19 protein-coding genes are annotated in these 26600 nt (G+C 59.0%); 8 read left to right on the top strand and 11 right to left on the bottom strand.

Annotation, left to right across the window (positions count from 1 at the left end; genetic code table 11):
• Positions 1-123 precede the first annotated feature (123 nt).
• The 4 genes from AC2D8O_RS09780 to AC2D8O_RS09765 all read left to right on the top strand — a co-directional run bounded on the left by AC2D8O_RS09780 (position 124) and on the right by AC2D8O_RS09765 (position 6637).
• Complete coding sequence (locus AC2D8O_RS09780) at positions 124-1494, top strand: DUF2157 domain-containing protein (RefSeq protein WP_484678634.1); 1371 nt, start codon at positions 124-126, stop codon at positions 1492-1494.
• Positions 1491-2162: a GDYXXLXY domain-containing protein gene (locus tag AC2D8O_RS09775; protein WP_484678633.1), complete on the top strand. Its 672-nt coding sequence runs from the start codon at positions 1491-1493 to the stop codon at positions 2160-2162. Before AC2D8O_RS09780 ends, AC2D8O_RS09775 begins: the two co-directional genes overlap by 4 nt.
• An 85-nt stretch (positions 2163-2247) precedes the next feature.
• A complete protein-coding gene (locus AC2D8O_RS09770; RefSeq protein ID WP_484678632.1) occupies positions 2248-4773 on the top strand; it encodes a PIG-L family deacetylase in 2526 nt (841 codons plus the stop codon).
• A gap of 121 nt (positions 4774-4894) precedes the next feature.
• Positions 4895-6637, top strand: a complete 1743-nt coding sequence (locus tag AC2D8O_RS09765; RefSeq protein WP_484678631.1) for a sodium:solute symporter family protein — start codon at positions 4895-4897, stop codon at positions 6635-6637.
• Positions 6638-6654: 17 nt separating this feature from the next.
• On the opposite strand, the gene AC2D8O_RS09760 is transcribed toward AC2D8O_RS09765, so the two are convergent.
• Positions 6655-7536, bottom strand: a complete 882-nt coding sequence (locus AC2D8O_RS09760; protein ID WP_484678630.1) for a DUF2911 domain-containing protein — start codon at positions 7534-7536, stop codon at positions 6655-6657.
• A gap of 129 nt (positions 7537-7665) precedes the next feature.
• On the opposite strand from AC2D8O_RS09760, the gene AC2D8O_RS09755 reads away from it, so the two are divergent.
• Complete coding sequence (locus AC2D8O_RS09755; RefSeq protein WP_484678629.1) at positions 7666-8901, top strand: MFS transporter; 1236 nt, start codon at positions 7666-7668, stop codon at positions 8899-8901.
• Between the two features lie 47 nt (positions 8902-8948).
• On the opposite strand, the gene AC2D8O_RS09750 is transcribed toward AC2D8O_RS09755, so the two are convergent.
• Positions 8949-11120 (bottom strand): Tex family protein, encoded by a 2172-nt coding sequence (locus tag AC2D8O_RS09750; RefSeq protein ID WP_484678628.1) that lies wholly within the window; start codon positions 11118-11120, stop codon positions 8949-8951.
• Positions 11121-11295: 175 nt separating this feature from the next.
• On the opposite strand from AC2D8O_RS09750, the gene AC2D8O_RS09745 reads away from it, so the two are divergent.
• Entirely contained in the window at positions 11296-11955 is a 660-nt protein-coding gene (locus tag AC2D8O_RS09745; protein ID WP_484678627.1) for a hypothetical protein, read from the top strand.
• Between the two features lie 66 nt (positions 11956-12021).
• Positions 12022-12795, top strand: coding sequence for an AMP nucleosidase (locus tag AC2D8O_RS09740; protein WP_484678626.1), 774 nt, complete (start codon positions 12022-12024; stop codon positions 12793-12795).
• 40 nt (positions 12796-12835) lie between these two features.
• On the opposite strand, the gene AC2D8O_RS09735 is transcribed toward AC2D8O_RS09740, so the two are convergent.
• The 4 genes from AC2D8O_RS09735 to glmM all read right to left on the bottom strand — a co-directional run bounded on the left by AC2D8O_RS09735 (position 12836) and on the right by glmM (position 16345).
• A complete protein-coding gene (locus AC2D8O_RS09735) occupies positions 12836-13237 on the bottom strand; it encodes a hypothetical protein (protein WP_484678625.1) in 402 nt (133 codons plus the stop codon).
• A gap of 17 nt (positions 13238-13254) precedes the next feature.
• A complete protein-coding gene (locus AC2D8O_RS09730; RefSeq protein ID WP_484678624.1) occupies positions 13255-13632 on the bottom strand; it encodes a hypothetical protein in 378 nt (125 codons plus the stop codon).
• 120 nt (positions 13633-13752) lie between these two features.
• Complete coding sequence (locus AC2D8O_RS09725; RefSeq protein WP_484678623.1) at positions 13753-14913, bottom strand: cysteine desulfurase family protein; 1161 nt, start codon at positions 14911-14913, stop codon at positions 13753-13755.
• Positions 14914-14953: 40 nt separating this feature from the next.
• Positions 14954-16345, bottom strand: a complete 1392-nt coding sequence (glmM, locus tag AC2D8O_RS09720; protein ID WP_484678622.1) for a phosphoglucosamine mutase — start codon at positions 16343-16345, stop codon at positions 14954-14956.
• A 175-nt stretch (positions 16346-16520) separates the two neighbouring features.
• Between glmM and leuS the strand changes: the two genes are divergently transcribed.
• A complete protein-coding gene (leuS, locus tag AC2D8O_RS09715) occupies positions 16521-19304 on the top strand; it encodes a leucine--tRNA ligase (RefSeq protein ID WP_484679309.1) in 2784 nt (927 codons plus the stop codon).
• Here leuS and AC2D8O_RS09710 read toward each other — a convergent pair.
• The 5 genes from AC2D8O_RS09710 to AC2D8O_RS09690 all read right to left on the bottom strand — a co-directional run bounded on the left by AC2D8O_RS09710 (position 19301) and on the right by AC2D8O_RS09690 (position 26598).
• Entirely contained in the window at positions 19301-19795 is a 495-nt protein-coding gene (locus AC2D8O_RS09710) for a hypothetical protein (protein ID WP_484678621.1), read from the bottom strand. The two genes, leuS and AC2D8O_RS09710, sit on opposite strands and share 4 nt — an antisense overlap.
• A gap of 96 nt (positions 19796-19891) precedes the next feature.
• Positions 19892-21592, bottom strand: a complete 1701-nt coding sequence (locus AC2D8O_RS09705) for a capsule assembly Wzi family protein (RefSeq protein WP_484678620.1) — start codon at positions 21590-21592, stop codon at positions 19892-19894.
• Positions 21593-21686: 94 nt separating this feature from the next.
• A complete protein-coding gene (locus AC2D8O_RS09700) occupies positions 21687-25052 on the bottom strand; it encodes a TonB-dependent receptor (RefSeq protein ID WP_484678619.1) in 3366 nt (1121 codons plus the stop codon).
• 193 nt (positions 25053-25245) lie between these two features.
• Complete coding sequence (gene nuoB, locus AC2D8O_RS09695; RefSeq protein ID WP_484678618.1) at positions 25246-25755, bottom strand: NADH-quinone oxidoreductase subunit NuoB; 510 nt, start codon at positions 25753-25755, stop codon at positions 25246-25248.
• 24 nt (positions 25756-25779) lie between these two features.
• Positions 25780-26598 (bottom strand): glycosyltransferase family 2 protein, encoded by an 819-nt coding sequence (locus AC2D8O_RS09690; protein WP_484678617.1) that lies wholly within the window; start codon positions 26596-26598, stop codon positions 25780-25782.
• Between the last annotated feature and the right edge of the window lie 2 nt (positions 26599-26600).

Genomic DNA, 26600 nt, shown 5'->3' with positions numbered 1-26600 from the left:
TTAATTAGATTGATTCGTGATGTTGTTACAGAAAAGTTTTCTCTGTAAGTATCATCGCGACACCGAAACCCCGCGTTTCGTCTAACTTGGTGGTGGATACTACCCGGCTTGTCCGGCTGAAACATGAGCAACCCACTTAAACACAACCCGCACTTCAAGCGCGAGCTTGACCTCTGGCGCGACGAAGGCCTCATCTCCCCTGAGGTGCACCAGAAACTGGCCGAACGTTACCAGTTGCTGGGCTCAGCGGAGGATAACACGCCTTGGTATCTCCGCACGGGCTTCATCCTCAAGGCGGTTGCGCTCTTCTTCATCTTCACGGCGCTGGTGCTGCTCATCTCCGAGAACTGGGCAAACATGGGCGCACCTGTCCAGACGGTCGTCGCGCTGTTGCCGTTGCTGGCTGCGTACTGGTTTGCCTGGCGCGCCATCCGTAACGACAAGCCCCTCGAACTGGACCTTGCCCTGTTCTTTGCCGCCATGCTCTTTGGCGCCAATCTCTTTCTCCAGGCGCAGATTTACCACATCTCTTCTCACTGGCCCAATGGAGTGCTCTGGTGGGCCATCGGGGCTATGCCGGGTGTCATCCTGTGCCGCAGTCAGCTACAGAACATTGTGGTGCAGATGCTCTTTTTCGCCTGGCAGCTCTCCGCCTTTTCCGACCCCTTCCCATACTTCGGTTATGCTATGCTGGCCCTTAGTCTGGTGCTGCTGTGGCGCTACGGCGGCAAATGGGCAGTCCTTACGGGTGTGGTCAACTTCTGGCTCTTTGCCTTGCGCCTCGAAGGTCTTATCACCAATGGCGGCAGCCGGTTCGACGAAGACATCTTCCCCTATCTGACGTTTATCGCCGGAGGCCTGTTCTTTATGGTCTCATTGCTGCCAGTGGCCCGCCAGCGCATTGGCACCGAACTCGCACAGCGCATTGCCCATCTGCATTTCTTTGGGCTGGGGACAATGCTCTACTTCCTCACGTTCTCTGAGTCCGGCGATGTCTATTACACTGGCGGCATCTCAATCATCGGCTTGCTGGCGCTGGTGGCGGGGGGGGCTGTCTCGGCACGCGTTAAGCCAGGTATTGAGTCCTGGATTGCCCTGGCTATCGCCCTGCCCATTTTTGTGGCAGTTGGTATCCTCTACAGGTTTCATGTTGCGGTCGCTTCTCTCCAGCTCGAAGGCAATTACGCCACCGATAACCCGGCTTTCCTCAACGAAGGATATGCCCGTTACGTCGCTTTTCTCTTCTTCAACCTTCTCTTTATCGGGGTGGCACTGTTCCGTATTTGGTACGGCCGTCGCCATTTCGTCAAGTACCACTTTATGATGGGTGTGTTCATGCTCATCGTCTATATGGTCACCAAGTTCTTTATGATCTCTGCCGACTTCCTCTTTGGCTCCTTCCTCTTTGCGCTCGGTGGTGCGGCGCTCTGGGGCCTCAATTCCTACTGGAACCGCGCACTCAAGTCTCAACACCCTGACCAATCCGGCAAATGACCCCCAAACACCGCTTCTTTCTGCTGGCCGCGGGGCTTCAGCTGGCCATTCTGGTGGGCATGGTCGTTATGGCTATGTGGCCCCTGCTCTTTGGTCAGCCCCTCCAGATGCGCAGTATCGCCCGCGACCCCCGCGACCTCATGCGCGGCAACTACGTTGTCCTCGGCTTCGACTTTCAGTCTGTAGATCTCTCCGACACCCGCCTGCGCCACGACTTCTTCGCCAATACCTCCGATACAACCCTCCTGTTGCCCGAAGACCAGGTGCTCTATCTCACGCTGGCCAAAGACTCTACCGGCTACTTCGCGCCCACTGGCATTTTTCAGCAGCAGCCAGAACCCCGCGAGGGCGAACGCCTCTTGTTGGCCCGTCTTACCTCTGAGGCCGCGTTGTACAAAGGAGCCGAAACCCAGGGCCGCCCCAGTGGATACCTAAACCTCACCGCAGGCATTGAGAACTACTACGCTACCCCGGCCGATGCCAAACGTTTTGAGGATGCCATGCGTGGCATCGACGACGACGTCCGGCGGATCGAAGACAGCCTCCGCCGCATCAATCCCGACACCTACTACGTAGCCCCACCTGCCGACCTCCACGTTATCGCCACCGTCTATGCGCTGCCGGGGGGCAAGGCTCGCCTCAAAGCGCTGGAAATTCAGAAACGTTAAGTAAACGAATCCTTAACGGGTGGAAGAATCGGCCAATTCCTCGGTCGAATAGGCTACCTTTAGCCAGCGTCTTACTTCTCCTCGCATGAAGAAATCCGGACTCCTGGTCGTCCTGCTGGCTCTTGTCAGCCCCTTCTTTTCCCTCTTGCGCGCTCAGCCTGTTCCGGCGCAGGGGCTCACTTCCGCCGACATTCTCCTGGGCATCCAGAAGGCACAGGTTATGGGCACCGTGCTCTATGTTGCGGCCCACCCCGATGACGAGAACACCGCCATGCTTTCCTGGCTGGCAAAGGGCCGAAAAGTGCGCACTGCCTATCTGGCGCTCACCCGTGGCGATGGCGGCCAGAACCTCATTGGAACCGAACAGGGGCCACTTATGGGCCTCATCCGTACGCAGGAACTCCTCGCCGCACGCCGAATCGATGGCGCTGAGCAGTTCTTTACCCGTGCCATAGACTATGGCTTCTCCAAAACCCCCGAAGAGGCCTTCCGTATCTGGAACCGCGACTCCATTCTCCGCGATGTCGTCTGGATCATCCGCTCCCTTCAGCCCGATGCCATCATCACCCGTTTCCCTGTCACAGGAGAAGGCGGCCACGGCCACCATACCGCAAGCGCCATTCTGGCCGAAGAAGCGTTTGCCGCTGCTGCCGACCCCAAGCGGTTTCCAGAACAGTTGCGTTACCTCAGCCCCTGGCAGGCCAAACGTATTTTCTGGAACTCCTTTCAGGGCTTTCGTGGCGAAACCCTTGCCCAGTTGCCGCAGGGCGTCCTCGGGGTAGACCTTGGTCAGTACAATCCCCTTCTTGGCGAAAGCTATACCGAGGTGGCTGGCCGAAGCCGAAGCCAGCACAGCAGTCAGGGCTTTGGCGCTTCACGCCGCCGGGGTGCCCGTATGGATTATCTCCAGCACCGGGGCGGTGAACCTGCCAAATCCGACCTTCTCGAAGGTGTTGACCTCTCCTGGAACCGCGTAGGGCTGCCCGCAGTCGGCGAGGTGCTTGCTCAGGCCGAAAAGGCCTTCGATCCTCTGGCTCCCGAAAAAGCTTTGCCCCATCTTTTGGAGGCCCTCCGGCTGTTGAATGATGTCGGTGACAATATCGAAGCCGAACCCCTTCTCGTAACCAAGCGGCGCGAAATCACACACCTGGTTTTTGCCTGCGCAGGCATTTATCTCGAAGCCACTGCTCCTGCCTTTACTGTTCAGCCTGGTGTCAATCCCGTGGTTACGCTTTCCGTTGTGCGTCGCCGTCCTGCACAGATGCCTGTGCGTGTGCTCGATTATACCAAAGGCCGTGCCGACGAGTTTGTCCTCTTGCCCGACAATCAGGTGGTGTCGGTTCCTGCCCGGGTCATGGAGCAATACCCGCTTGCCTGGACGTCCACGCTCTACTGGCTGTCGCAGCCAGCCAATGGCTTCCGCTTCCAGCACCCACACCAGCAGCTGGTGGGGCAGCCCGAGTACGAGCCCTTTCAGGTAATGGCCGAACTGGCCTTTGGCGAAAAGGCAGAGCAGATTCTCTCCCTGAGTGTGCCCGTGCGCTACAAGTGGGTGGATCCTACCTTCGGCGAGCGCCTGCGACCCATTGAGGTTGCACCGCCAGTGCTGGTCAGTCTGCCGTCGCAGGCGCTGGTGTTTGCCAATGGTGCCCAAGAGGTAAAAGTGCGTGTCACCAGTACTGCGGGTGCCCAAATAGGCGAAGCCCGCCTCAAAGCCCCAGCCTGCTGGCTGATCTCGCCCACCTCCCGGCCATTTGACCTGGCCGATACCGATGCCGAGCAGGTCCTGGCCTTTACCGTGACACCGCCAAAAAGCGCTACGGAAGGTACCTTACAGGCCGAAGTACAGGTGGGCGCCAACACCTGGAACCGTGGCCGCATCCGCATCGAATATCCTCATATCCCCATTCAGACACTATATCCGCCAGCGCAAAGCCGCCTAACCAAGGTCGAACTCGTATCTGTGGCCAAGCGAATTGGCTACATCATGGGCGCAGGCGACGAAGTGCCTGAAGCGCTGCAACAGGTGGGTCTTCAGGTGGACATGCTTGCCGATGAAACCCTTCTCGCAGGCGATCTTTCCGTTTACGATGCCATCGTCATCGGCGTGCGTGCCTTCAATACCGAGCGCCGCCTTCGCGCCTGGATGCCTCGCCTCATTGCTTATGCAGAAGCGGGCGGTACTGTGGTAGAACAGTACAGCACCAGTCAAGGACTTGTTACCGACAAACTCGGCCCATTCGCCCTCTCACTTGGTCGGGGGCGTGTCACGGAAGAAGATGCAGCCCTCAATGCCATCGACGCCCGCCATCCCGCCCTCAATTTCCCCAACCGTCTTACCGCAGCCGACTATCAGGGCTGGGTACAGGAGCGGGGGTTGTATTTCGCTGAAACCTGGGGCCCTGAGTGGAAGCCTGTCTTCCGCACCCAGGACGTGCTCGATGACGATTCCAACGACCTTGACGGTGCGCTGCTTGTCGCCCGCTGTGGCAAAGGCCATTTCGTCTACACTGGGTTGGCCTTCTTCCGCCAGTTGCCTGCTGGTGTGCCCGGTGCCTATCGTTTGTTTGTCAACCTCCTGAATCTAAGCAAAGCCAATGGCAGCAACTGACCCCGAGACGCCCCCGCGCATTGGCTGGCGCAACCTTTACCTTCTGTTGGCATTCTGGCTTGTGGTCTGCATTTTAGGCCTCTGGTGGCTTACCAACACTTTCTCTTAGCCTTTCCAGCCTATGCATCTCATCGACTGGATTGTCCTCTTTCTGACACTCGTCTCCATCGTGCTGTACGGGGTCTGGAAAGGTGGGCGAAGCAAGGACATGCGCGCCTATCTTCTTGCCAACCGAGAAATTCCCTGGTACATGGTCGGCCTCTCCGTCATGGCGACGCAGGCCAGCGCCATTACTTTTCTCAGCACTACCGGGCAGGGCTACAGCGACGGCATGCGGTTCGTGCAGTTCTATTTTGGCCTTCCTCTGGCCATGATTGTGCTGTGTATAGCCTTCATTCCGCGCTTCCACACACTCGGCGTATATACCGCCTACGAGTACCTCGAACGTCGCTTCGACCTCAAGACGCGCACTTTTGCAGCGTTTCTCTTCCTCCTCCAGCGAGGCCTCAGTACCGGTTTCACACTCTATGCCCCGGCGTTGGTCCTTAGCCTGCTCATCGGCTGGAACACCACCGCCACCACCACTTTCATCGGGCTGGCCGTCATCGTCTACACCGTTACTGGCGGGGCCAAAGCCGTGGGCTACACCCAGATGCAGCAGATGGCCGTCATCTGGATCGGCATGTTTGCCGCCCTGGGCGTCACGCTCTCCCTCCTGCCCGAAACCGTCAGCTTCACCTCGGCACTCGATGTGGCAGGCGCCGCGGGCCGCATGCAGGCCATCACCACCCCGCCCAACTGGTGGGAAGACCGTTATACCCTCTATTCCGGTATCATCGGTGGCTTCTTCCTTCAGCTCTCATACTTCGGCACCGACCAGAGCCAGGTGCAGCGTTACCTCACCGCGCCGTCGGTAAAGGAAAGCCGCATGGGCCTCATCCTCAATGGTTTTATCAAGGTGCCCATGCAGGTGGTTATCCTCTTCGTCGGGGTAATGGTCTTTGCCTTCTACCAGTTCAACCAGCCCCAGCTGTATTTCCATTCCGAGAAGCGCGCCGAGGTACTGGCATCTCCGCATGCCGCCGAGTTCCAGGCGCTGGAGCAGCAGCACCAGGCCCTCTTCCAGCGCAAGAAAGCCCTGGCCGAGGCGCTGGCTGCCGCTGAAGCCCAGTCGCTTCCCAACGTTGCACCACTTCAGCAGCAGTATCAGCAGACACTCGGCGAGGAAAAAGCCCTCCGCAAGCAGGCAATGGCTGTGGTGGAAAAAGCGACGGGTGCACCGGCCCCCGCCGACAACGATTTCGTCTTCCTCACCTTCGTGGTGCAGAACTTGCCCCGCGGGCTTGTGGGCTTGGTCATCGCTGTCATCTTCGCAGCGTCCATGTCTTCGTGCTCTGCGGCGCTCAACTCCCTCACCTCCAGCACCATTGTGGATGTGTACCGCCGCATGATCCGCCCCGACGCTTCTGAGGAGCACTACGTCAAGGCCGGCCGTATCAGCACACTGCTTTGGGGCATTTTCTGTATCCTCACCGCAGGCTTTGCTGCCCGCCTCGGTAACCTCATCGAGACTGTCAACATCCTGGGTTCGCTTTTCTACGGCACCATTCTTGGCATTTTCCTTACGGCCTTTTTCTTGCGTACCATCCGCGGCAATGCCGTGTTTGTGGGTGCGCTGGTGGCACAGGCAGCTGTACTGGCCTGCTTCTTTGGTACAGGCATGTCGTACCTCTGGTACAACCTGGTAGGTACGCTGCTGGTGCCGCTGGCCGCTCTCCTTTGCCAGTACACCCTGTTCCGAAACGAACCGCCTCCATCGGCCCGGCAGCTTGCGGGCACCCTGGAGGCGGATGATAGAGACTAACGTAAGGCTGGGGACGCTTACTTGCGCTTGCTCGGCTGCCCGTTGTTGTTCGGCTGGCGCTCTTCGGTGGGCACTTTCAGCCGCCACTCGGCAAGGTTGGTTTCATTTGCCTTGATGTAGAAGTCGTTCTGCGTGGCTTTGGCCAGCAGCAGCGACTTCTCGGCCGCCGTCACCGCGCCCCGGTAGTCGCCTGTCTTGGCCAGCAGGCGCGACTTCAGGAAGTAGTTCCACGTATCTTCCTGTAGGACAATCGATTTGTCGATGTACTGCAGCGCGGTTGGCAATTCCTGGTTGTTGTCCAGATAATAGCTGGCTGCGGTAGCATAGGTGCGCCAGGTACCATCCACTGCCCGCACGATGTTTTCTTTTACGCGGTTCTGCACTTCCACCTGCACCGGAATGCGCAGAATCAGCTCGTCCCATCGAATGTCTATGGTGGCACTGTTCTCCTTCAGGTTCGAGAAGTCAATCGTGAAGGTCTCGGTATACTCTCCGGCAATGGGCTTCACCGTGAAGCGGCATACGTCTTCGCTCTGGTTGTAGCCAAAAGAACCCCACAGGCTGGTGTTCCGGTTGACGATTACTGTCCATTCGCCCGCGGTTGGAATGGTGAACAGTGAGTAACGGCCCGCTGGCACCCGCACGTTGCCAAGCTGCACCTCTGTATTGAAGAGAATCTGGGTACAGTTGTTTGCCCCCGTGCGCCATACCTCATTGTATGGCACCAGTTTGCCCCAGATGGCGCGCCCTTTGGTGCTGGGCCGCGAATAGTTGATGGTGATGTTTGTAAGGCCAATCGTCTGTGTTACACTGGCCTGGGGGCTCGCCAGTGGCAGGTCTATCTGGGCATGGGCCGCCTGATACAGAAAAGGCAGCAGAAGGAATAGCAGCTTGCGCATGAGGTAGTTCATTGGGTGCCTATAAGTATTATTAAATCGCTTTCGGGTGGGTGAATCGTACATCACAGGCAGCAATAGCGGTAAGTTTGCCTCGGGCTTTAACAAGCCTTTGATTTTCTCATCACGCGCGTGTCCCTTTCGCTCTTTCGTTCGCCCCTCGCCATCCTCTTTCTCACCGTCTTTCTCGACCTCGTGGGCTTTGGACTGGTGTTGCCCATCCTGCCCAACATCTCACGCGAGCTTGGCGCCGAGCCCTGGCTGGTGGGTTTTACGGCCTCCATCTTCTCCATCATGCAGTTTGTGTTTGGGCCTATCTGGGGCAGCCTGTCCGACCGCTATGGCCGCCGCCCACTGCTGCTTATTTCCATCGCTATCAACGCATTGGCCTACGCGCTCTTCGGCTTCTCGTCCACGCTGCTCATTCTCATGACAGCACGGGCGCTCGCCGGTATCGGCTCGGCTAACCTCGGCGTGGCGCAGGCCTATATCACCGATGTCACCGACGTCCGCAGCCGGGCCAAGGCAATGGGCCTCATCGGCGCTGCCTTCGGCCTCGGCTTCATCTTCGGCCCGCCCATCGGGGGCCTGCTCAAGAAGTATTTCGACCTCATCGGCGTCGGTATGTTCGCTGCCGGGCTCTGCACCCTCAACCTCATACTGGCCTGGTTTTTCCTCCCTGAGTCGCTGAAGGAACCCAAGCAGGAGACCAAACTCGAGCTCTTCAAGTTCGACTATCTCTTCGAGCTCATCCAGCGTCCCATGCTGGGCCGAATGTTCCTGCTCTACTTCCTGCTGGTGTTCGCCTTTGCTACCCAGATGATGGTCAACGCCCTCCTTTGGAAAGACCATTACCACCTCGACGACGAGGGCATCAGTTATATGTTTGCCTTCATGGGGCTGGTGGCGGCACTCATACAGGGTGGGCTCATCGGTTTCTTCTCCCGCCGTTTTGGCGAAATCCGCATTCTACGCGGGGGCATCCTGCTTATGGCACTTGGCCTCGGGCTCATTCCGTTCGCTCCTGTCTGGGCGCTCTACACCCTCGAACTGGCGCTGGTGGCCATCGGGGCTTTCGGCCAGTCGCTTGTGGTGCCCGCCGCCAACAGCATCGTCTCCCAACTCGCCGACCCCCACGAGCAGGGCCGCATCCTCGGCCAGATGCAGAGTGTCGGTGCATTGGCCCGCATCTTCGGTCCCATTCTGGGTGGCGCACTCTATGGGGTGCTGTACTATATGCCTTATGTTACTTGCGCCTTCTTCCTGCTGCTGACCTTCCTCATGGCCCTGCGCATTTCATTGCCAGCTCTTAAGGCCAGTTCCCAGCCAGCCGCTGAAACAGAAACGCCCCTGCCGCAGGAAGCCTGAAGCAGAGGCGCTTGTATCAGAACAAGGATCGCGTAGGGTAGGGCGCCCTAGTTGTCGCTCACCAGCGCCAGACTGATGCGGCCGCGCTCGTGCTCTATCTTGTCCACCTTCACTGTGATGACGTCGCCCACCTGCACCACCTCCAGCGGATTGGTCACGCGCTTGTAGCCCGTGCGCATTTTGCTCACGTGCAGCAGGGCGTCGTTCTTCAGGCCGATGTCTACGAAGGCACCAAAGTCTACCACGTTGCGCACAGTGCCTTTTAGTACCTCGCCTTCGCGCAGGTCTTCCATTCGCTTGATGTCGCTGCGCAGAATGGGGGCCGGCACATCTTCGCGGGGGTCGCGGCCTGGCTTCAACAGGTTGTCTACGATCAACGCATAGGTATGCTCGTCCACCGCCACCTTCTCCAGCAGAGTGCGCTTCTGGGGTTCGGGCAGTTGCTTCAGCTTCAGGCCCAGCGCAGGGAAGTTCTTGGTGTCGGCTTTCAGTTCGGTGGCCAGCAGCTTCACCTTGTCGTAGCTCTCGGGGTGAATGGCCGTGTTGTCCAGCGGCTCGTCGCCCTCACGGATGCGCAGAAAGCCCGCCGCCTGCTCAAATGCCTTGGCGCCAATGCCTTTCACGTCCAGCAACTGCTTGCGCTTGGTAAAGCGGCCTATCTGGTTGCGGTAGGCCACTACTTCCTCGGCCGACCGCGCGTTTAGGCCGCTCACAAACTGCAGCAGCCGCGCCGAAGCTGTGTTCAGGTCTACGCCCACGTCGTTCACCGTCTGTTCAACTACAGCCTGTAGTTCGTCTTCCAGCATGCGCTCGTCCACGTCGTGCTGATACATGCCCACGCCCAGGCTCTTGGGGTCTATCTTCACCAGCTCGGCCAGGGGGTCCTGCACCCGCCGGGCTATGCTGATGTTGCCCCGCTGCGTGGCGTCCAGATTCGGAAACTCCTTCCGCGCCAGTTCCGACGCGCTGTACACCGACGCCCCCGCTTCGCTCACAATCAGGTACTGCACGTTCAGTTTGTGCTTCCGCAGCATGCCAGCCACAAACTCCTCGGTCTCGCGGCTGGCGGTGCCGTTGCCTATCGCAATCAGCTCTACACCATACTGCTGAATCAGACGCAGCAGCGTACGTTCGCTGCCGGCCAGGTCGCGTTTGGGTTCTACCGGGTAAATCACTTCGCCGGTCATGTACTCGCCCTGCCGGCCCACCACGGCCACTTTGCAGCCCGACGCAAAGCCGGGGTCCAGCCCCATCACCACCTTGTTCGCTATCGGCTGTTGCAGCAGCAGGTTGCGCAGGTTGGCCGCAAACACCTTGATGGAATGCGCATCGGCCTGCTCCTTCAATGCGTTGCGCACTTCCCGCTCCAGGCTGGGCAGCAGGTAGCGCGTCAGGCCCATCTTCAGTGCCGCGCGGTATTCTTCGGCAAACAGCAGGTTGTGGTTCCAGCCCATTTTCCGGGCTATGAAGTCTTCGGCTTCGGCTTCGTCCAGTTCCAGCCCCACAGTTAGAATGCCCAGCGTTTCGCCGCGCTGTAGCGCCAGGTACTGGTGGGGCTTTATCTGCTTGGTCGTCAGCTGAAAGTCGTGATACAGCTCAAACTTGCTGGCCTCCTTGTGGTCGGGCTGCTTCAGTTTGCTCACGGCCACGCCGCGCTCCTGTAGTTCCTTGCGCAGTACGCCGCGAATTTCGCTGTGCTCGGCCACCTGCTCGGCGATGATGTACTGCGCCCCAGTAATGGCCTCTTTCTTGGTGCACAGTTCGCCGGTCACAAAGGGCTGTACCAGTGCGTTTTTGTCTTCGCCACGGTCCTGCTGGCTCATCATGCGCTCGGCCAACGGCCCTAGCCCCTGTTCCAGCGCCACGGTGGCTTTGGTTTTGCGCTTGGGCTTGTAGGGCAGATACAGGTCTTCCAGCTCGGTGGCGTCAAAGCAGCGTTCTATCTGCTGCTTCAGCTCGGGCGTCAGCTTGCCTTGCTCAGCTATTGTGCTCAGAATCGTCTCTTTGCGGCTCAGCAGGTCTTTCAGATACTGATGCGCCTTGGCAATGTCGCGTATCTGCTCCTCGTCCAGCCCTCCTGTCTGGGCTTTGCGGTAGCGCGCAATGAAGGGCACGGTGGCGCCCTGGTCCAGCAGCCCGATGGTGCCTTTTACGTTATGCAGTGCCAGCCCGGTGCGTCCTGCCACCAGCCGGTTCAGTTCTTGTTCCTGTACAGACATACCCGGCAAAAATCGCAGGGAAATCCTCCCCGTGCACGTGTAGGTTTTCCCCACTGTGGGCAACTTTCCGTTTCAGGCACGTGACCACCCCGTGAATCGGGAAAAGTGGAAGAAACCGACTTCTCTCCGATATTTGTTGCTACAGACAACACAACAAACAATTCTGCCTTCGGTTATGCAGTTGCTGTACGCCCGATTGCGTCTTACTCCCGTGCTTCTCCTTTGCTGGCTGGTGGCGGCGGCTTTCCGCGCCGATACCCCAGCGCTGGAAATTCACGCTTTCAAAGCCAATGCCGACGAGAAGGCCCGCCAGGTCAAGCTCTCCTGGAAGGCAAAAGCCCTTGGCAATTACAGCCAGTGGGGTTATTTCTACGTAGAGCGCAGCGCCGACGGTGCCAATTGGAGCCGCCTCAACGCCCCGGTTCAGTTCTGGGTAAGCCCCAAGCTCGAAGAAAACTTCTCCTTCACAGACCAGCTCAACGAGGCCGAGCGCTACTATCGCCTGGTTGCCATCGACAACAACCGCAAGGAAACCCCCCTTGCTACCACTCACTACGAACTCAAGAAGGCCCTTCTTTTCTGTGAGTTTACGCTCCACCGCGAGATTGGAAAAGTATACATGAACTACCTGCTCGACCGCCAGAAGGAGCTCCTCGTCCGCGTATACGATGGTATCGGCCAGCAGGTCTGGACCGAGAAACTGCCCTCTGGTGAGCCCGGCAACCACGCCTTCCTCCTCGACGTCTCCCGCTTCCGCAAGGGGGTTTACCTGCTCGTCGTCACACAGGTGGAAGACGATATGAACATCGTAGAGCACCGCCTCGATCTGCGCTGAGGGCAACCTGCCACATCGCCATTGCGCCATTGCCTCCATGGGCTGTATCTTGCACAGAAGCCAACTATGGAAACCAAACTGGAAATCGCCCGCAACTGGCTTCCACGCTACACGGGCACTGCTGTGGATGAATTTGGCGACTACATCCTGCTCACCAACTTCCACAACTACGTCACCCGCTTTGCCGAAAAATTCAAATGTGACGTAAAAGGCGTGGGTCGTCCCATGCAGACCGCGACCAACAGCGCCGGCCTCACCATAGTCAACTTCGGTATCGGCTCGGCCAACGCAGCCACCATCATGGACCTCCTGGTGGCCCGCCAGCCCAAGGGCATCCTGTTTCTGGGCAAGTGCGGTGGCGTAAAGCACAGCGCCGAACTCGGCCACTTCATCCTGCCCATCGCGGCCATTCGCGGCGAGGGAACCAGCAACGATTACTTCCCGCCCGACGTCCCGGCCCTGCCCAGTTTCAAGCTGCACAAGTTCGTCTCTGACAAAATCGTCGAGCACGGACAGGAATACCGCACCGGCGTTATCTACACCACCAACCGCCGCGTGTGGGAGTGGGACACCGAGTTCAAGGAGACCCTCCGCAAGAAGACCGTCATCGGCATTGACATGGAAACCGCCACCATCTTCGTGGTAGGTCACGCCAACTCACTGGCCCGAGGCGCACTTCTTCTCGTGTCTGACACCCCCATGACGCCCGAAGGCGTGAAGACCGAGAAGTCTGACGCCGAAGTCACCGCCAAGTTCGTCGAAATGCACCTCCAGATCGGCATTGAAGCCATGACCGACATCGGAGAGAAGGGTGAGAAAATCAAGCACTTCCGCTACTAGCACGTGCTTGAATGGCGAATGGATGCGGCAGTGGAGCTGCTCAGCCGTTCTGCTGTTCCTCCAGTTCGGATTTCAGTTCGCGGCGGCTCGTGATGTGGTAGTAGAACCCCAAGAGCACTCCTGCGGCAAAGTAGGGCAGGAGGAGGGCGTCAGACAGCCCTGAGGCAATCGTGCCCAGCAACCAGTAGAGCGCTATGTAGCCAATGACAAGCCAGAGATACAGACTTCGGGCGCGAGTGCGCCGTTTCAACAGAAAAAAATGTATCCCCCAGCTGACGAAATGCCACAGGGCAATGAAAATCATGCCCATTATGAAGAGAAACCCGCCAACCTGAATTTTCAGCACAAAGAGAAAGGCAGACAGGAATGCGAACAGGTACAGCAGCGTCTGGATGGCGACGTCGGCGCGAAGGAACCGCAGGCCACGGGGCGAGGTGGACATCGGATGAGGGCTGAGAATCAGGAGGCGTTGCGGCTGCGGAATGCCTTCCAGGTGAGGTAATGGTAAAAGAGGCCAATGCCGACACCGAGCGTCAGAACCAGCGGAAATACTGTCGCAAAATCATCTCCCGAAAAGACATTGAACAGGATGATAGATACCACCATGTGTCCCAGCACCAGATAGGCATACGTCCGTCGTTGGGCCGAACGGTCGCCCATTACATAGTGAATGAGCCAGCTAAAGAGATGCCACAGGCCAATGATCAGCAACAGGACACCAATTGGGAGATTTGCCAATGGGGTGCTGATACGGGTTAAAAGCACAAGGGCCAGGAGCACATACAGAAACAGCTGTAACCCTAGGTCAAAGGAGAAGAAAAAGCTTTTTTTGGTCATTCAGGGATGTGCAGATAAGTACCCCAATGTAAGCGCCATTGGCGGTAAGCCCAAGTATGTTTCCTGAAACCTACAAGTGGCAGTAGCGCAGTAAGCCAAATGCGTCAGGCTGTGGTATCGCTAGGCGTGCTGTAGCACGGGCTCCAGAATTATGCGCAGCTTCTCCAGCGTGTAGTCTACCTCGGCCTCGGTGTTCTGTGCGCCGAAGCTGAAGCGCACACTGTTGGCGATGCGCTGGGGCGTGTGACCCAGTGCCGACAGCACGTGGCTGGGCGTGACACTGCCACTGGTGCAGGCCGAACCACCCGAGGCACTGATGCCGTAGAGGTCAAGGTTGAAGAGCATCAGCGACTCTTCGTCTGTACCGGGGAAAGCCACGTTGAGTACCCAGGGCAGGGCTTTGTCAAAGTCGGTTTCGCCGTTGAAAGCAATCTGCTGGCTCAGGGCTTTCAGGCCGTCCATCATGCGGCGCTTGAGGTTCCAGAAGAGGTCCAGATGGGCCTGCTGCTCGGTGGTGCAGAGTTCCAGCGCCTTCGCCAGCCCTACGATGAATGCCACGTTCTCTGTGCCAGCGCGCTGGTTGCGCTCCTGGCCCCCACCGGTCACCATACTGGGAATGGCCACCCCTTCGCGGCGGAAGAGGAAGCCTACCCCTTTGGGGCCGTAGAACTTGTGGGCGCTGGCCACGAGGAAGTCGGCGGGCAGCGTTTGCAGGTCCAGCGGCAGGTGGCCTGCCGTCTGGGTGGTGTCGGTATGGAAGACCGCGCCGTGCTGGCGGCTCAGCTCACCGATAGCCTGAATGTTGTTCAGGGTGCCTATCTCGTTGTTGCCGTGCATCAGCGACACAAACGACTTGGGGTTGCGCTTCAGGGCATCTTCCAGCTCGTTCAGGTCGAGGTTGCCTTTGGCATCGGGCGTCAGCATCGTGTAGGTGATGCCGAGCTGCTGTGCCAGCTGCTCCACGGTGTGGCCCACGGCGTGGTGTTCCAGCGGGCTGGTGATGATGTGCTTCAGGCCCAGACCAATGACGCTGCTGCGAAGGGCGTAGTTGTCGGCCTCGGTGCCACCGCTGGTGAAGACGATTTCGGCGGGGGCGCAGTTCAGAATCTCGGCCACGGTTTTCCGCGCTTTCTCGATGGCGGCGCGCAGCTGGCGGCCATGGTGGTGCACCGAGCTGGGGTTGCCAAACTGCTCGGTGAGGTAGGGGAGCATGGCTTCCAGTACCCGCGGGTCAAGCTGGGTGCTGGCGGCGTTGTCGAGGTAAACGCGGGTGGTGGTCATGGTTGTTCTGTCTGGCTGTCGGCTCGAAAGGTACGGAATCTCAGTTTGAGGGTGCAACGGCGGTGATAAGCCCGTGCACTTCCTCGGCCAGGGCCTGCGCCTTTTCGGCGGTAGCGGCTTCGGTGTAGATGCGGATAATGGGCTCGGTATTGCTCTTGCGCAGGTGTATCCAGCTGTCCGGCAGGTCCACCTTCACGCCGTCCTCACGGTTGACGCGGTGGCTGGCGAAGTGGGTGGCCATGGCGTCGAGAATGGCGTCTACGTTGAGGCCGGGACGCAGTTCCACTTTGTGCTTGGCCATTTCGTAGTTGGGGTATTCGTCGCGGAGCTGGCGCAGCGTCTTGCCGGAGTTGGCCAGGTGTGTCAGGGCCAGTGCCACGCCTACGAGGGCGTCGCGGCCATAGTGCAGTTCGGGGTAGATGATGCCGCCATTGCCTTCGCCACCGATGGGCGCGTTGTTGGCCTTCATCTTCACCACTACGTTGACCTCGCCCACGGCAGCGGCATGGTACGTGCCACCGTGCTTGGCGGCGATATCGGCCAGGGCGCGGCTGGAGCTGAGGTTGCTGACGGTGGCGGCGCCGGGCGTCTGGCTCAGGACGTAGTCGGCCACCAACACGAGGGTATATTCCTCGCCGAAGAGTTCGCCGTCTTCGCAGACAAACACCAGGCGGTCTACATCCGGATCTACCACTACGCCGATGTAGCCGGGGTTCTGCTGGATGTAGGAGCAGATCTGGTCCAGGTGTTGGCGAAGGGGCTCGGGGTTGTGGGCGAAGATGCCGGTGGGCTCGCAGTTGAGTTCCACCACTTCGGTGACGCCCAGCGCCTTGAGGAGGGCGGGCATGTAGACGCCGCCGGTGCTGTTGACGGCGTCTACCACCACCTTGAAACCCTTCCGGGCAATGGCATCGCGGTTCACGAGCTTCAGGGCCAGAATGGCGTCGATATGCTTCTGGAGGTAGGTGTTGTCGAGACGGTAGGTGCCCAGCTCGTTGTAGGGCGCGAAGGTGAACTCCTGCGACTGATAGAGCGCCAGAATGGCCTCGCCATCGGCACCGGAGAGGAACTCGCCGCGGCTGTTGAGCAGCTTCAGGGCGTTCCACTGGGCGGGGTTGTGGCTGGCCGTGAGGATGATGCCACCAGCGGCTTTCTCCATCGGCACTGCTACCTCCACGGTGGGGGTGGTGGTGAGGTCGAGGTCTACGACGTGTATGCCCAGCCCTTGCAGCGTGGCGGCAACGAGCGAGCGCACCATGCTGCCCGACACGCGGGCATCGCGGCCCAGCACTACGGTGTTGCCCAGGTTCTGGCTTTTGAGCCATGTGCCATAGGCGGCAGCAAACTTGACGACGTCGATGGGCGTGAGGTTGTCGCCGGGCTGGCCACCGATGGTGCCGCGGACGCCGGAAATGGATGCGATGAGAGACATGCGGGCAGAGACTAAAGTCAGTTCGTATGGATTCGGCTGCAAAAGTACCATTTTGAACAACGCGCAAAGGCCTGAGGCCAGGTGCTTTTTGAATGGGGCTTTGGCTCAAAAGCCGTAGTTTTGCGCCCTGAATTGCCCCAAAGGAGGCAGGAACAAGGAGAAACGTATGTCGAAACTGGGTCCCTATACCCCACAGCAGATCGAGCCGCGCTGGCAGGCTTACTGGAGCAGCAACCGCACCTTTGCCGCCGAGAAACTGGCCACCCACAAGCCCAAGTACTACATACTGGACATGTTCCCGTACCCTAGTGGTGCGGGCCTGCACGTAGGTCACCCGTTGGGCTATATCGCCACCGACATCGTGGCCCGCTACAAGCGGATGCAGGGCTTCAACGTGCTGCACCCCATGGGCTTCGACTCGTTTGGCCTGCCCGCCGAGCAGTACGCCATCCAGACGGGCCAGCACCCGGCCCTCACCACCGAGCAGAACACCGCCCGCTACCTGAAGCAGCTGGCCGTGCTGGGCCTGGGCCACGACCCCGACACCCTGACCCGCACCAGCGACCCCGATTTCTATCACTGGACGCAGTGGATTTTCCTTCAGCTGTTTGACTCGTGGTACAACAAAGCCACGGACAAAGCCGAGCCCATCGCTACGCTGACCGCCGCCCTGGCGAAGGGAGGAAGTGCGGCCGTGCAGGCTGTTACCGCGCTGCCCGAGCCTTTCACCGCCGCCGATTGGAACGCCATGACCGCCGACCAGCAGCAGGAGACCCTGCTGCACTACCGTCTGGCCTACCTCAGCTACGAGATGGTGAACTGGTGCCAGGCGCTGGGTACCGTCCTGGCCAACGAAGAAGTGAAGGACGGCCTGAGCGAGCGTGGGGGCTACCCTGTGGAGCGGGTGCGGATGCGCCAGTGGTCGTTGCGGATTACGGCCTACGCCGACCGCCTGCTGAAGGGCCTCGAAACCCTTGAGTGGCCTGAGAGCGTAGTGGAGATGCAGCGCAACTGGATAGGCCGCTCGGCGGGTGCCGCAGTGAAGTTCCAGCTGGCCGACGGCGGCGAGCCCATCGAGGTGTTCACTACCCGCCCGGATACCATTTTCGGCGTGACATTCCTGGTGGTAGCGCCCGACCATGTGCGCATTGACGAGTTCCTGAAGGGCGATGCTGCCGCAGAGGCCCGCGCCTACTGCGAGAAAGCCCGCAACAAGAGCGAGCGTGAGCGCCAGACTGAGGTGAAGACCGTGACAGGCGCTTTCACCGGCACCTATGCCATTCACCCCTTCACGGGCGAGAAACTGCCCGTGTGGACCAGTGAATACGTGCTGGCAGGCTACGGCACAGGTGCCATCATGGCGGTGCCGGGCCACGACGAGCGCGACCACGCCTTTGCCAAGCACTTTGCCCTGCCCATTGTGGAAGTGGTGAAGGGTGGCAACGTGCAGGAAGAGGCGTTTTCGGGCAAAGAGGGGGAGATGGTGAACTCGCACTTCCTCAACGGATTACAGGTGAAGGCGGCCATAGAGCGCGCCATACAGGAGATAGAAGCCAAAGGGCTGGGCAAAGCGCGCGTGACCTACCGGCTGCGCGACGCCATTTTCTCACGCCAGCGCTACTGGGGCGAGCCCATCCCGATGGTGTTCCGCAACGGCATTCCGCACCCGCTGCCAGTAGACCAGCTGCCGCTGACACTGCCCGCGGTAGAGAGCTACAAGCCTACCGGTGCAGCCGAAAGCCCCCTGGCCGCTGTGGCCGACTGGGTGCACCTGCCCGACGGCAGCCAGCGCGAAACCAACACCATGCCCGGCTGGGCAGGCTCGTCGTGGTACTTCCTGCGCTACCTCAGCGTGGGAAACGACCAGCAGTTTGTAGACCCCGCCCGCCAGCAGTACTGGATGAACGTAGACCTGTACGTAGGCGGCTCGGAGCACGCGGTGGGCCACCTGCTTTACAGCCGGTTCTGGACACAGTTTCTCTTTGACCGTGGCCTGTGCGCCACCGAAGAGCCCTTCCGCAAGCTGGTGAACCAGGGCATGATACAGGGGCGCAGCAACTTCGTGTATCGCCACAAGACGACGGGTAAGTTTGTGTCGAAGGGCCTGTTGCAGCGCATGGACGACTACACCCCCCTGCACGTGGACGTCAACATCGTCAAGGACGATGTGCTGGACCTTGATGCCTTCCGCAACTGGCGCGAGGAATATGCCACTGCTGAGTTTGAGCTGGAAGACGGCAAGTACGTATGCGGCTGGGAGGTGGAGAAGATGTCGAAGTCGAAGTACAACGTGGTGAACCCCGAAGACCTGTGCGCGCAGTACGGGGCCGACACCTTCCGCCTGTACGAGATGTTTCTTGGGCCGCTGGAGCAGTCGAAACCCTGGAACACGAACGGCATTACGGGTGTGTTCAACTTCCTGAAGAAGTTCTGGCGTCTCTTCACCGACGAACAGGGCAACCTCGCTGTTACCGACGAAGCCCCTACTGCTGAAGAACTGAAATATCTGCACCAGACGCTGAAGAAGACCGCCGAAGACATCGAGCGGCTGAGCTTCAACACGGCAGTGCCACAGTTCATGATCTGTACCAACGAGCTGTCGCGCCTGGGCTGCCGCAAGCGGGCCATTCTTGAGCCCCTGGTGCTGGCGCTCAGTCCGTTCGCGCCCCACATCTGTGAAGAACTGTGGGCAGCGCTGGGACACACCACCAGCGTGGTGAAGGCGCAGTTTCCGAAGTATGAGGAGCAGTATCTGGTAGAGGCCTCAGTGGAATATCCCATCTCCATCAACGGCAAGACGCGCGGGAAAATCACGCTGGCGCGGACGCTGGATGCGGCAGGTGTGGAAGCCGAAGTGCGGGCACGGCTGGAAGCTGACCCCGAACTGGCCAAACATGTGACCGGCCCCATCAAGAAAATGGTGGTGGTGCCGGGCCGCATCGTCAACGTGGTGCTTTAACTGCTATCGGCAGGGCGGTCAGGTGCAAGCGGCTGACTGGCAGTGCGTGCTTTCTGTGCCGAGGGCCACTGGCTGGGTGGCTGCTGCATGAGGTTGGGGATGGCCCCGGTATGACGCCATACGGGGGGCGTACCGCTGGGCTGGGCCGTCTCGGGCTGTGGCTGCGCGTGTTTGCCCTGTTCCAGCTGGCCGCCAAAGTCTTCCATGAAGCCGATGACGATGTCGGCCAGCGCGGGTATGTGGTGGGGCTGGGCCTTCTGCGTCCATTCTGTCACCTGCTTGAACATGCCGGAATAGCCCTCGGGCGTGTGGTTACTGGCAGCCTTCTGGTAGGTGTTGATGAGACGGTTGAGGCTGTTGACCGTGGCATTGGGGATTTCCTCCTCCGGCTGTTCGGCCATCTTGCGCTCCATCACGGCCATCTGGTGGTCAATGATGCGCAGCAGGCGGTGCTGCAACTGAATGGGCAGAGGAACACGTATGGCGGCCATGCTGCAAGAAGCAGGGCTGCCCGCCCGATTCCAATTCCTTAAAAGCAGACAGGTTGCCGGAGTGGGCAACCTGTCGATACGGGAGGCAAACTGCCATTACAGCAGGATGGGGCGCCAGGGCAGGTTGTAGCGCAGGCCGCCCAGCAGGCCCAGCGAGTTGCCGCCAGTTTCCTTGCGGTAGTAGCCTTCGAGGTCGAAGTAAAGGGCTGTGCGCCAGAGCTGGTAAGTGGCGCGGCCGTTGACGGAAGTGAGGCGGTATTCGGTGCCCTGGCCGACGGTGTTGCCATAGTCAGAGGGGCGGGGTGTGGAATTGGACCGGAAGATGTCGCCACCCCAGTTGCGGCCATCGCCGTCGCGGCCCTGCTGAACGTGCTGCACACGCAGGTGCAGATAGAGCGCCGGAATGGGCTGGTAGTTGAGCGTCAGGCTGATATCGCGTACGTTGGCGCCGAAGGTGTGGGCCAGGAACTGACCATACTGGCTGTAATTGGTGCTGACGTTGTAGTGGCCGTAGGTATAGGGGCGCACGCTGTTCAGTTCTACCTGGGCGTCGAGCGTCTCCACACCCAGTACGTCTATGTACTTGAGGCCCAGCTGATAGCCGAACTTGTTGCCCCAATAGCCACTACCGTTCCTGCTGGCGGCAACATTGAAGTCGTCGAGGAGAAACTGGCCGTAAAGTTGCAGGCGGTTCCAGAGGTTGGCCTTGGCCATAGCGCCCAGCAGGGTGTTGTCGGGGCTGCCGATATACTGTTCCACCGAGCGGAAGAAGATGACCGGATTGAGGTACTGGAGCTCGAAACCGCGCTGACCATTGACCTGCTGACCAGAGAATACAGTGCTCTCGAACACGCTGAACGACAGCTTGGCGTTGGGCCGGAAGGTGAGCATGTGAAAGGCGCCGTACTTGCGGGGGTAGGTGCCGAGGGCATCGGATTTATTGCGGATGAAGTCCACCATCTGTGAGAAGTGGTTGGTGTACTCCAGCTTCCAGAAGCGCCAGTTGAGGTTGAGCATGAGGTACTCAGGCCCGAAGTCGCTGAGTACGAGGCTTTGGTCGCCCTGGCCCCAGAAAGCACGGTCGTGGCCGAACTTGATGCGCAGGTTCTTGAAGGGCGAGTAGGTAAGGTATCCGCGGAAGGAGAAGTAGTCCCAGGCGTTGTCGCGGAAGGGCTTGATATTGCCTTCGCCGGGTACAGCTCCCAGCGTAGAAATGACACTGTTGACGTAGGCGGGGAACTGCTGCTGGGTAGCCACCACCTCGGCGAAGTAGCCGATTTTCTTCACGAGAGAGCCCCTGAGTTGCAGTCCATTGGAGTTGCGGAAGAGGCTGTTGGTTTTCTGGGCGCCGCCGTCCGGGGTTACGCGGTCCTGCCCTACGGCCCAGTAGAAAGTGGGGTTTACGTAGAGGCTGAAGTCTTCGGAGCGGTGGGTGAAGAGATCGCGCTTGTTGGTGTAGAAGGGGTTGAAGAGCCCGCGCTCATACCAGCGTGCGCCTTCGCCAGTGCGTTCGGGGGCGTAGGACTCGTCGATGCGGAAGCGGCTGCGGTTAAGCCAGGCAAGGTCTCGGCGGCCCATGCGGCTGGTGTCTGCGTCGCGCAGAATTTCCAGCACGCGCTCGCGGCCATAGGGCTTGATCTCGGTGGATATGGGCTTTCCGGTCAGGCCTTTTATGTCGATGCGGTCAATGAAGCGATAGAGCTCATCGTGGTAGGGGAGGTCGGCTTCCTGGGCCAGCGTGGCCAGCGGCAGAAGGAAGAGCAGGGGCAGCAGTGCCACCCGGCGTAAGTGATTCATACAGGGCAGTAGGGCCAAAGGAACGGTGTGACAAAGAAACGAAAAAGGGCGCTCCGGAGTGGAGCGCCCTTTTCAGATTGCGGTGTGGCTCAGCTTAGTTGAAGATATAACGGATGCCACACTGAATCCGGTAACGGGAGTTCAGGTTGGGGGCGAACGAGTTAATCTGGGGGGTGTTGGAGCTGTTGCTGGCACGGGTGAAGGTGAAGCGGGGAAGGCCCGTCGCACCCGAAACAGGATCGGTGCCAGAGAAGTCTACAACACGGAGGGGAGAACGGGTGGTGGTGTTCTTGTAAACGCCCCAGTTTTCGTTAATCAGGTTGCCGAAGTTGAAAATTTCAAGGCTCAGCTGGATGGTGTTGCGCTTGCCTTTTACGTCAACATAGAAATCCTGAAGGATACGAAGGTCGAACACGCCAACCATCGGCTGCTGAGCGCCGTTGCGCTCGGCCCAAGTGCCACGACGGGCGCTGAGGTACTCATCCTGGTTGATGAAGGCGTCAAGCTGCTGCCACATTTGGTTGGCAGTACGGGGATCAGAGGCACCATCGGGTACCAGGATGATCTCGTTCTGGGCAGCCGGGATGTACATCAGGTCGTTGTTGGCGCCGTCATTGTTCAGGTCGCCGCCATAGGTGAATGAGTAGCGAGGACCAGTAGCCAGTTCGTAGAAACCAGCGATGGTGGTGGAGGTCCACTTGCTGTACTCGAACTTATACGAAGCGGTAGCAATGATGCGGTGGGTGTTGCCGAAGCCGAGGAAGCCCAGTTGAGGACGGTTGGGGTCGCCAAGGACAGGGTTTACCTGGAAGGCAGAGTTTGCACTTTCACCAGGGTTGTTGGTAAGCGAACGGCCGTTCGTGTAGGTGTAGGCAGCAGACATGAAGAAGTTCTTGTTGAACGCCTTCTGGAGCTGTGCCGTGATGAAGTAGGCATACCCCTGGTTGCTGTTGCGCAGACCAATAACCTCGGCATTGTAAGGCTGCGTAGTAACAATGCGACGGGTGCCAGAGATGACCGGAACCGTTGGTGCATTGCCGGGACCTACTTTAACACTGGCGTTAGTGGGGTTCAGGTTGGCATCAACGTGGTAAACCGCATTGATGTCCTGGGTGAATGCACCTTCGAGGGTTGCTACGAGGCCATCGCCGAAGTCGTAGTCAACACCGAGGCTGGAGCGCCATACCTGTGTCCACTTGAAGTTGTTGTCGGCGAAGTTCAGGGGGATGGTAGCACCTGCACCACCTACTGCCGGACTGGGCTTGTAGCGCTGGGCGATGTTGGGGTCGAAGTCGATATACTGACCGTTCAGCTGGGGAGCATCGCCGTTGGCAGTGCCAGGGATGGTGAGGATACGGCCCACGTTCAGGCCAGTGCTGGCCACGTTGTTGGTCATCCACACGAAGGGAATACGGCCGCTGAAGATGCCCGTACCACCACGTACCTGAAGGCGCTTGTCGCCGAACACATCCCAGTTGAAGCCCAGGCGGGGCGAGAACAGGTACTGTGTGCCCGGAAGCTCACCGATTGGCTGCCTGAAGAGGTCGCTGGCTTCTTTGTTGAAGATAGGCTCGTTGAGGTAGAAGGGAATGTCCAGTCGGAGACCAGCCGTAACTTTCAGATTAGGCAGGGCCTGGAATTCATCCTGGGCATAGAAACCAAGCTGCATGGCTTCGAGTGCGGCATCTGAGGTGCGGCCATCGAGTTCGTAGCCCAGCCAGTAGCTCATCGGAGAGGAGTAGGCGGTCTGGGGGATGCCATTGCGGGTATTGGTTACGTTGCTGTAGAACGAGTCGAACGAACGGAACACATAGCGGCCCCAGCGTGCCCGGAGGAAGATGTTGTTCAGTTCGTAGTATTCTGCCTGGAAGCCAGCGGTGATGTTGTGCTTGCCCAGGAAGATGCTGAAGTTGTCCTGAATGAGGAGCTGGTTCTGGATGATGCCGTTGTTGTGGCGGAAAGGATCCGGACCGAATACGGTAGCAAGGTCTAGACCAGTGATTTCACCAGCGCCGTTACGGCTGATGGACGAGCCAACGTTCACGATTTCCACCGTTGGGAATTCGGGGAAGGGCGAGTACTGACGGTCTTCAACGTCGGAGTACGTGGCGATCAGCTGGTTGGCGAAGCGTGTGCCGAAGATGGCGTTCCATTCCAGCGAGTAGCTGGCGATGGTCGACTCATACTTATAGGCAACAGACTCAAAAGGAATGGTGTTGCGGCCGTTCGAGCGCTCGTTGTTGCTGGCGTAGAAGCGGGCATCGTCAGAAGCCGAAGGGGCACGGAGGTCGAACCCTTCAACGTAGTTGTAACGGAAGCTCAGCTTGTTGTTGCTGTTCAGGTTCCAGTCGAGGCGAACCAGCAGTTTCTTGTTATCGGTTTTTTCGGGGAACTGGAAGCCACCGAAGTTTACACCGAAGTTGTTTTGCAGGAAGTTGGACAGCGTGCGCAGTGAGTCGGCGCTGATATCACCAATCGAAGTGTTGTTGGCACCTTCGCCAGCCTCGCGGGGGCGGAAGTTGGCAAACGGAGCTTCGTTGCGGGTAAGTTCGCCGCTGACAAAGAAGAACAGTTTGTTCTTGATGATGGGGCCACCCACGCGCAAGCCGTACTGGTTGTAGGTAAGCTCGGGGAGTGTGATGTTCTGGCCGGCATTACGCTTGCCCTGCCAGCGACCACGCTGCGCAAACCAGTAAGCCGAACCGCTTACTTCGTTGGTGCCAGAGCGGGTAGTAGCGTTGATGCCACCACCGGTGAAGCCAAACTGGCGAACGTCGTAGGGGGCGATGAGAACGCTGATTTGGTCGAGGGCGTCAATAGACACAGGCGACACACCTGCACCTGAACCGGGCAGTGGGTCTTCGCCAAGGCCGAATACGTTGTTTACCAGCGCACCGTCAAGGGTAAAGTTGTTGTACTTGCCGTTAGAGCCAGCAAAGTTGGGAGAACCAGTGGAACCCTGGGGTGACAGACGCGAGAAGTCGTTGACTGAACGACCCAGCGTCGGGAGCTCCATCAGCTGCTGGGTGGTAACGGCCGTAGCCGCACCTGTGCGCCCTGCACTGATTACAGCGTTCCGGCTTTCGCTGATCACTACCTCGCTCATCTGGACAGACTCGTCTACCAGGATGGGGTTGATGGTGAGTGCCTGGCCAAGACCCAGCTGGATGTTTTCCTGCACAAAGGTCTTGAAGCCTACGTACTCGATGGTAACAGTGTAAGGGCCACCTACACGCATGTTCGGCAGATAGTAGGAGCCTGCGTTGTTGGTGAGGTTGCCATAGGTAGTCCCCGTGGGAACGTGGACAGCCTTGACGGTTGCACCAACAAGGGGTTCACCATTCTGCGTTTTGACCACACCGCTCATAGAGCCAGTAGTCAGACCCTGACCGTAGGCCAGTGCCGCGAGGCACAGCCACAGGGGCAGGAAGACCAGTTTTCGTAAATGTTTGAAATGCATAAACCGATTGTGGAGATGGATTCCGACGCAAAAATCTGATTGTTCCGCCATTGATAAGCACCTCGAAGAGGGTTTAATGCAATCATTAACCACCCCACAGGTTCTTAACAGTGACTTAACGCAAGTTTTTCCAAAAGGTTAAACTGGGCAAGTCAAAGACTCCACAATCTTATGGCGGGGTGTGTATAACTGCCTAGAAAGGACGGATTTGCACCGATTCCAGGCGGATTTTCTCCTGAAGTTTCAGTATACCCCCAATGAGGGCCTCGGGGCGTGGTGGGCACCCGGGCACATAGACGTCTACCGGGATGACGCGGTCGACCCCCTTGACGACGTGGTAGCCATGCTGCCAGTAGGGGCCACCGCAGTTGGAGCAGCTGCCCATGGAGATGACATACCGCGGTTCGGCCATCTGCTCATAAAGACGGCGGATGCGGTCGGCCATCTTGAAGGTGACGGTGCCGGAAACGAGGAGGAGGTCGGCCTGTCGGGGTGTGCCGCGAGGAAAGACGCCCATACGGTCTAGGTCATAGCCACTGGCGTTGGTCGACATCATTTCGATGGCACAGCAGGCCAGGCCGAAACCGAGAGGCCAGAGTGAGGACAGGCGCGCCCAGTTGAGGAGGTCGTCCACACGGGTGAGGAGGAGGGTTGCATCTCCTGTTTTCTCAGCGGTAATAACCTGTGGCAGAGCTTGGTCCATCGTAAGCGGCAGGGCAGGAGAGAATCAGTTTTCGCGCTTCTGAATCAAGAGGCGCTGGAAAGGGCGGCGACGAATGACGTTTTCGGCTATGATCTGCAGGTGGCTGAGCACGGTCATGGGCAGGCCAAAGTGATGGCGCAGAATGCTGAACCGCTCCACGAGCGACTTGCGCCACTGACGGCTGCTGGTGCCACCGAGCAGGAACTTACATAACACCTGGCCGCTGTTTTTCACTCCCTTGGCTTTGCGGAGGGCGCGGATGGTCCAGTCGATATCGGCTGCAATGCGGTAGCGTAGATTGTAATGCGGGGCGATGGTGCGGCGGATGAGCAGCGCCTGATGGCAGACGACCATGCCCAGCCGCATGTGGCGCCATGTGAGCTGACGGGGCAACTGTTTGTGGCTGCGCATTCCCACTATTACGCCTTCGGCGTTCATGAGTGCGGCCTGTCCATATATGGCATCTTCGCCCTCATAGCCGGCAAACAACTCTTCGAGGGTGTCGGGCGCATAAGCGAGGTCGCCGGCGTTGAGAAACCAGACAAAGTCGCCAGTTGCCATGTCCAAGCCTTTGTTCATGGCATCGTAGAGGCCTTTATCCGGCTCTGACACCCATCGGTCTATGTGTTCTTCGTGTTCGCGGATGACATCGAGGGTGCCGTCGGTGCTGCCGCCGTCCACGACAATATACTCTATGTAGGGATACTGCTGTTCCAGCACGCTGGCGATGGTAGCGCGCAGGGGCTCCCGGTCGTTGTACACCACGGTGATGATGGACACGACGGGGAAGACGGCGTGATCGGCCTCTTCTATTTCGGGTTCAGTGACAGGGCTGGTACTCACGT

This window comes from Pontibacter sp. T17, from assembly GCF_057219875.1.
This window is presented reverse-complemented; position numbering and strand designations above follow the sequence as displayed.

Coding starts and splice junctions, on each gene's coding strand:
- AC2D8O_RS09780 (WP_484678634.1), top strand. CDS start 124: ATGAGCAACCCACTTAAACACAACCCGCACTTCAAGCGCGAGCTTGAC.
- AC2D8O_RS09775 (WP_484678633.1), top strand. CDS start 1,491: ATGACCCCCAAACACCGCTTCTTTCTGCTGGCCGCGGGGCTTCAGCTG.
- AC2D8O_RS09770 (WP_484678632.1), top strand. CDS start 2,248: ATGAAGAAATCCGGACTCCTGGTCGTCCTGCTGGCTCTTGTCAGCCCC.
- AC2D8O_RS09765 (WP_484678631.1), top strand. CDS start 4,895: ATGCATCTCATCGACTGGATTGTCCTCTTTCTGACACTCGTCTCCATC.
- AC2D8O_RS09760 (WP_484678630.1), bottom strand. CDS start 7,536: ATGCGCAAGCTGCTATTCCTTCTGCTGCCTTTTCTGTATCAGGCGGCC.
- AC2D8O_RS09750 (WP_484678628.1), bottom strand. CDS start 11,120: ATGTCTGTACAGGAACAAGAACTGAACCGGCTGGTGGCAGGACGCACC.
- AC2D8O_RS09745 (WP_484678627.1), top strand. CDS start 11,296: ATGCAGTTGCTGTACGCCCGATTGCGTCTTACTCCCGTGCTTCTCCTT.
- AC2D8O_RS09740 (WP_484678626.1), top strand. CDS start 12,022: ATGGAAACCAAACTGGAAATCGCCCGCAACTGGCTTCCACGCTACACG.
- AC2D8O_RS09735 (WP_484678625.1), bottom strand. CDS start 13,237: ATGTCCACCTCGCCCCGTGGCCTGCGGTTCCTTCGCGCCGACGTCGCC.
- AC2D8O_RS09730 (WP_484678624.1), bottom strand. CDS start 13,632: ATGACCAAAAAAAGCTTTTTCTTCTCCTTTGACCTAGGGTTACAGCTG.
- AC2D8O_RS09725 (WP_484678623.1), bottom strand. CDS start 14,913: ATGACCACCACCCGCGTTTACCTCGACAACGCCGCCAGCACCCAGCTT.
- glmM (WP_484678622.1), bottom strand. CDS start 16,345: ATGTCTCTCATCGCATCCATTTCCGGCGTCCGCGGCACCATCGGTGGC.
- AC2D8O_RS09710 (WP_484678621.1), bottom strand. CDS start 19,795: ATGGCCGCCATACGTGTTCCTCTGCCCATTCAGTTGCAGCACCGCCTG.
- AC2D8O_RS09705 (WP_484678620.1), bottom strand. CDS start 21,592: ATGAATCACTTACGCCGGGTGGCACTGCTGCCCCTGCTCTTCCTTCTG.
- AC2D8O_RS09700 (WP_484678619.1), bottom strand. CDS start 25,052: ATGCATTTCAAACATTTACGAAAACTGGTCTTCCTGCCCCTGTGGCTG.
- nuoB (WP_484678618.1), bottom strand. CDS start 25,755: ATGGACCAAGCTCTGCCACAGGTTATTACCGCTGAGAAAACAGGAGAT.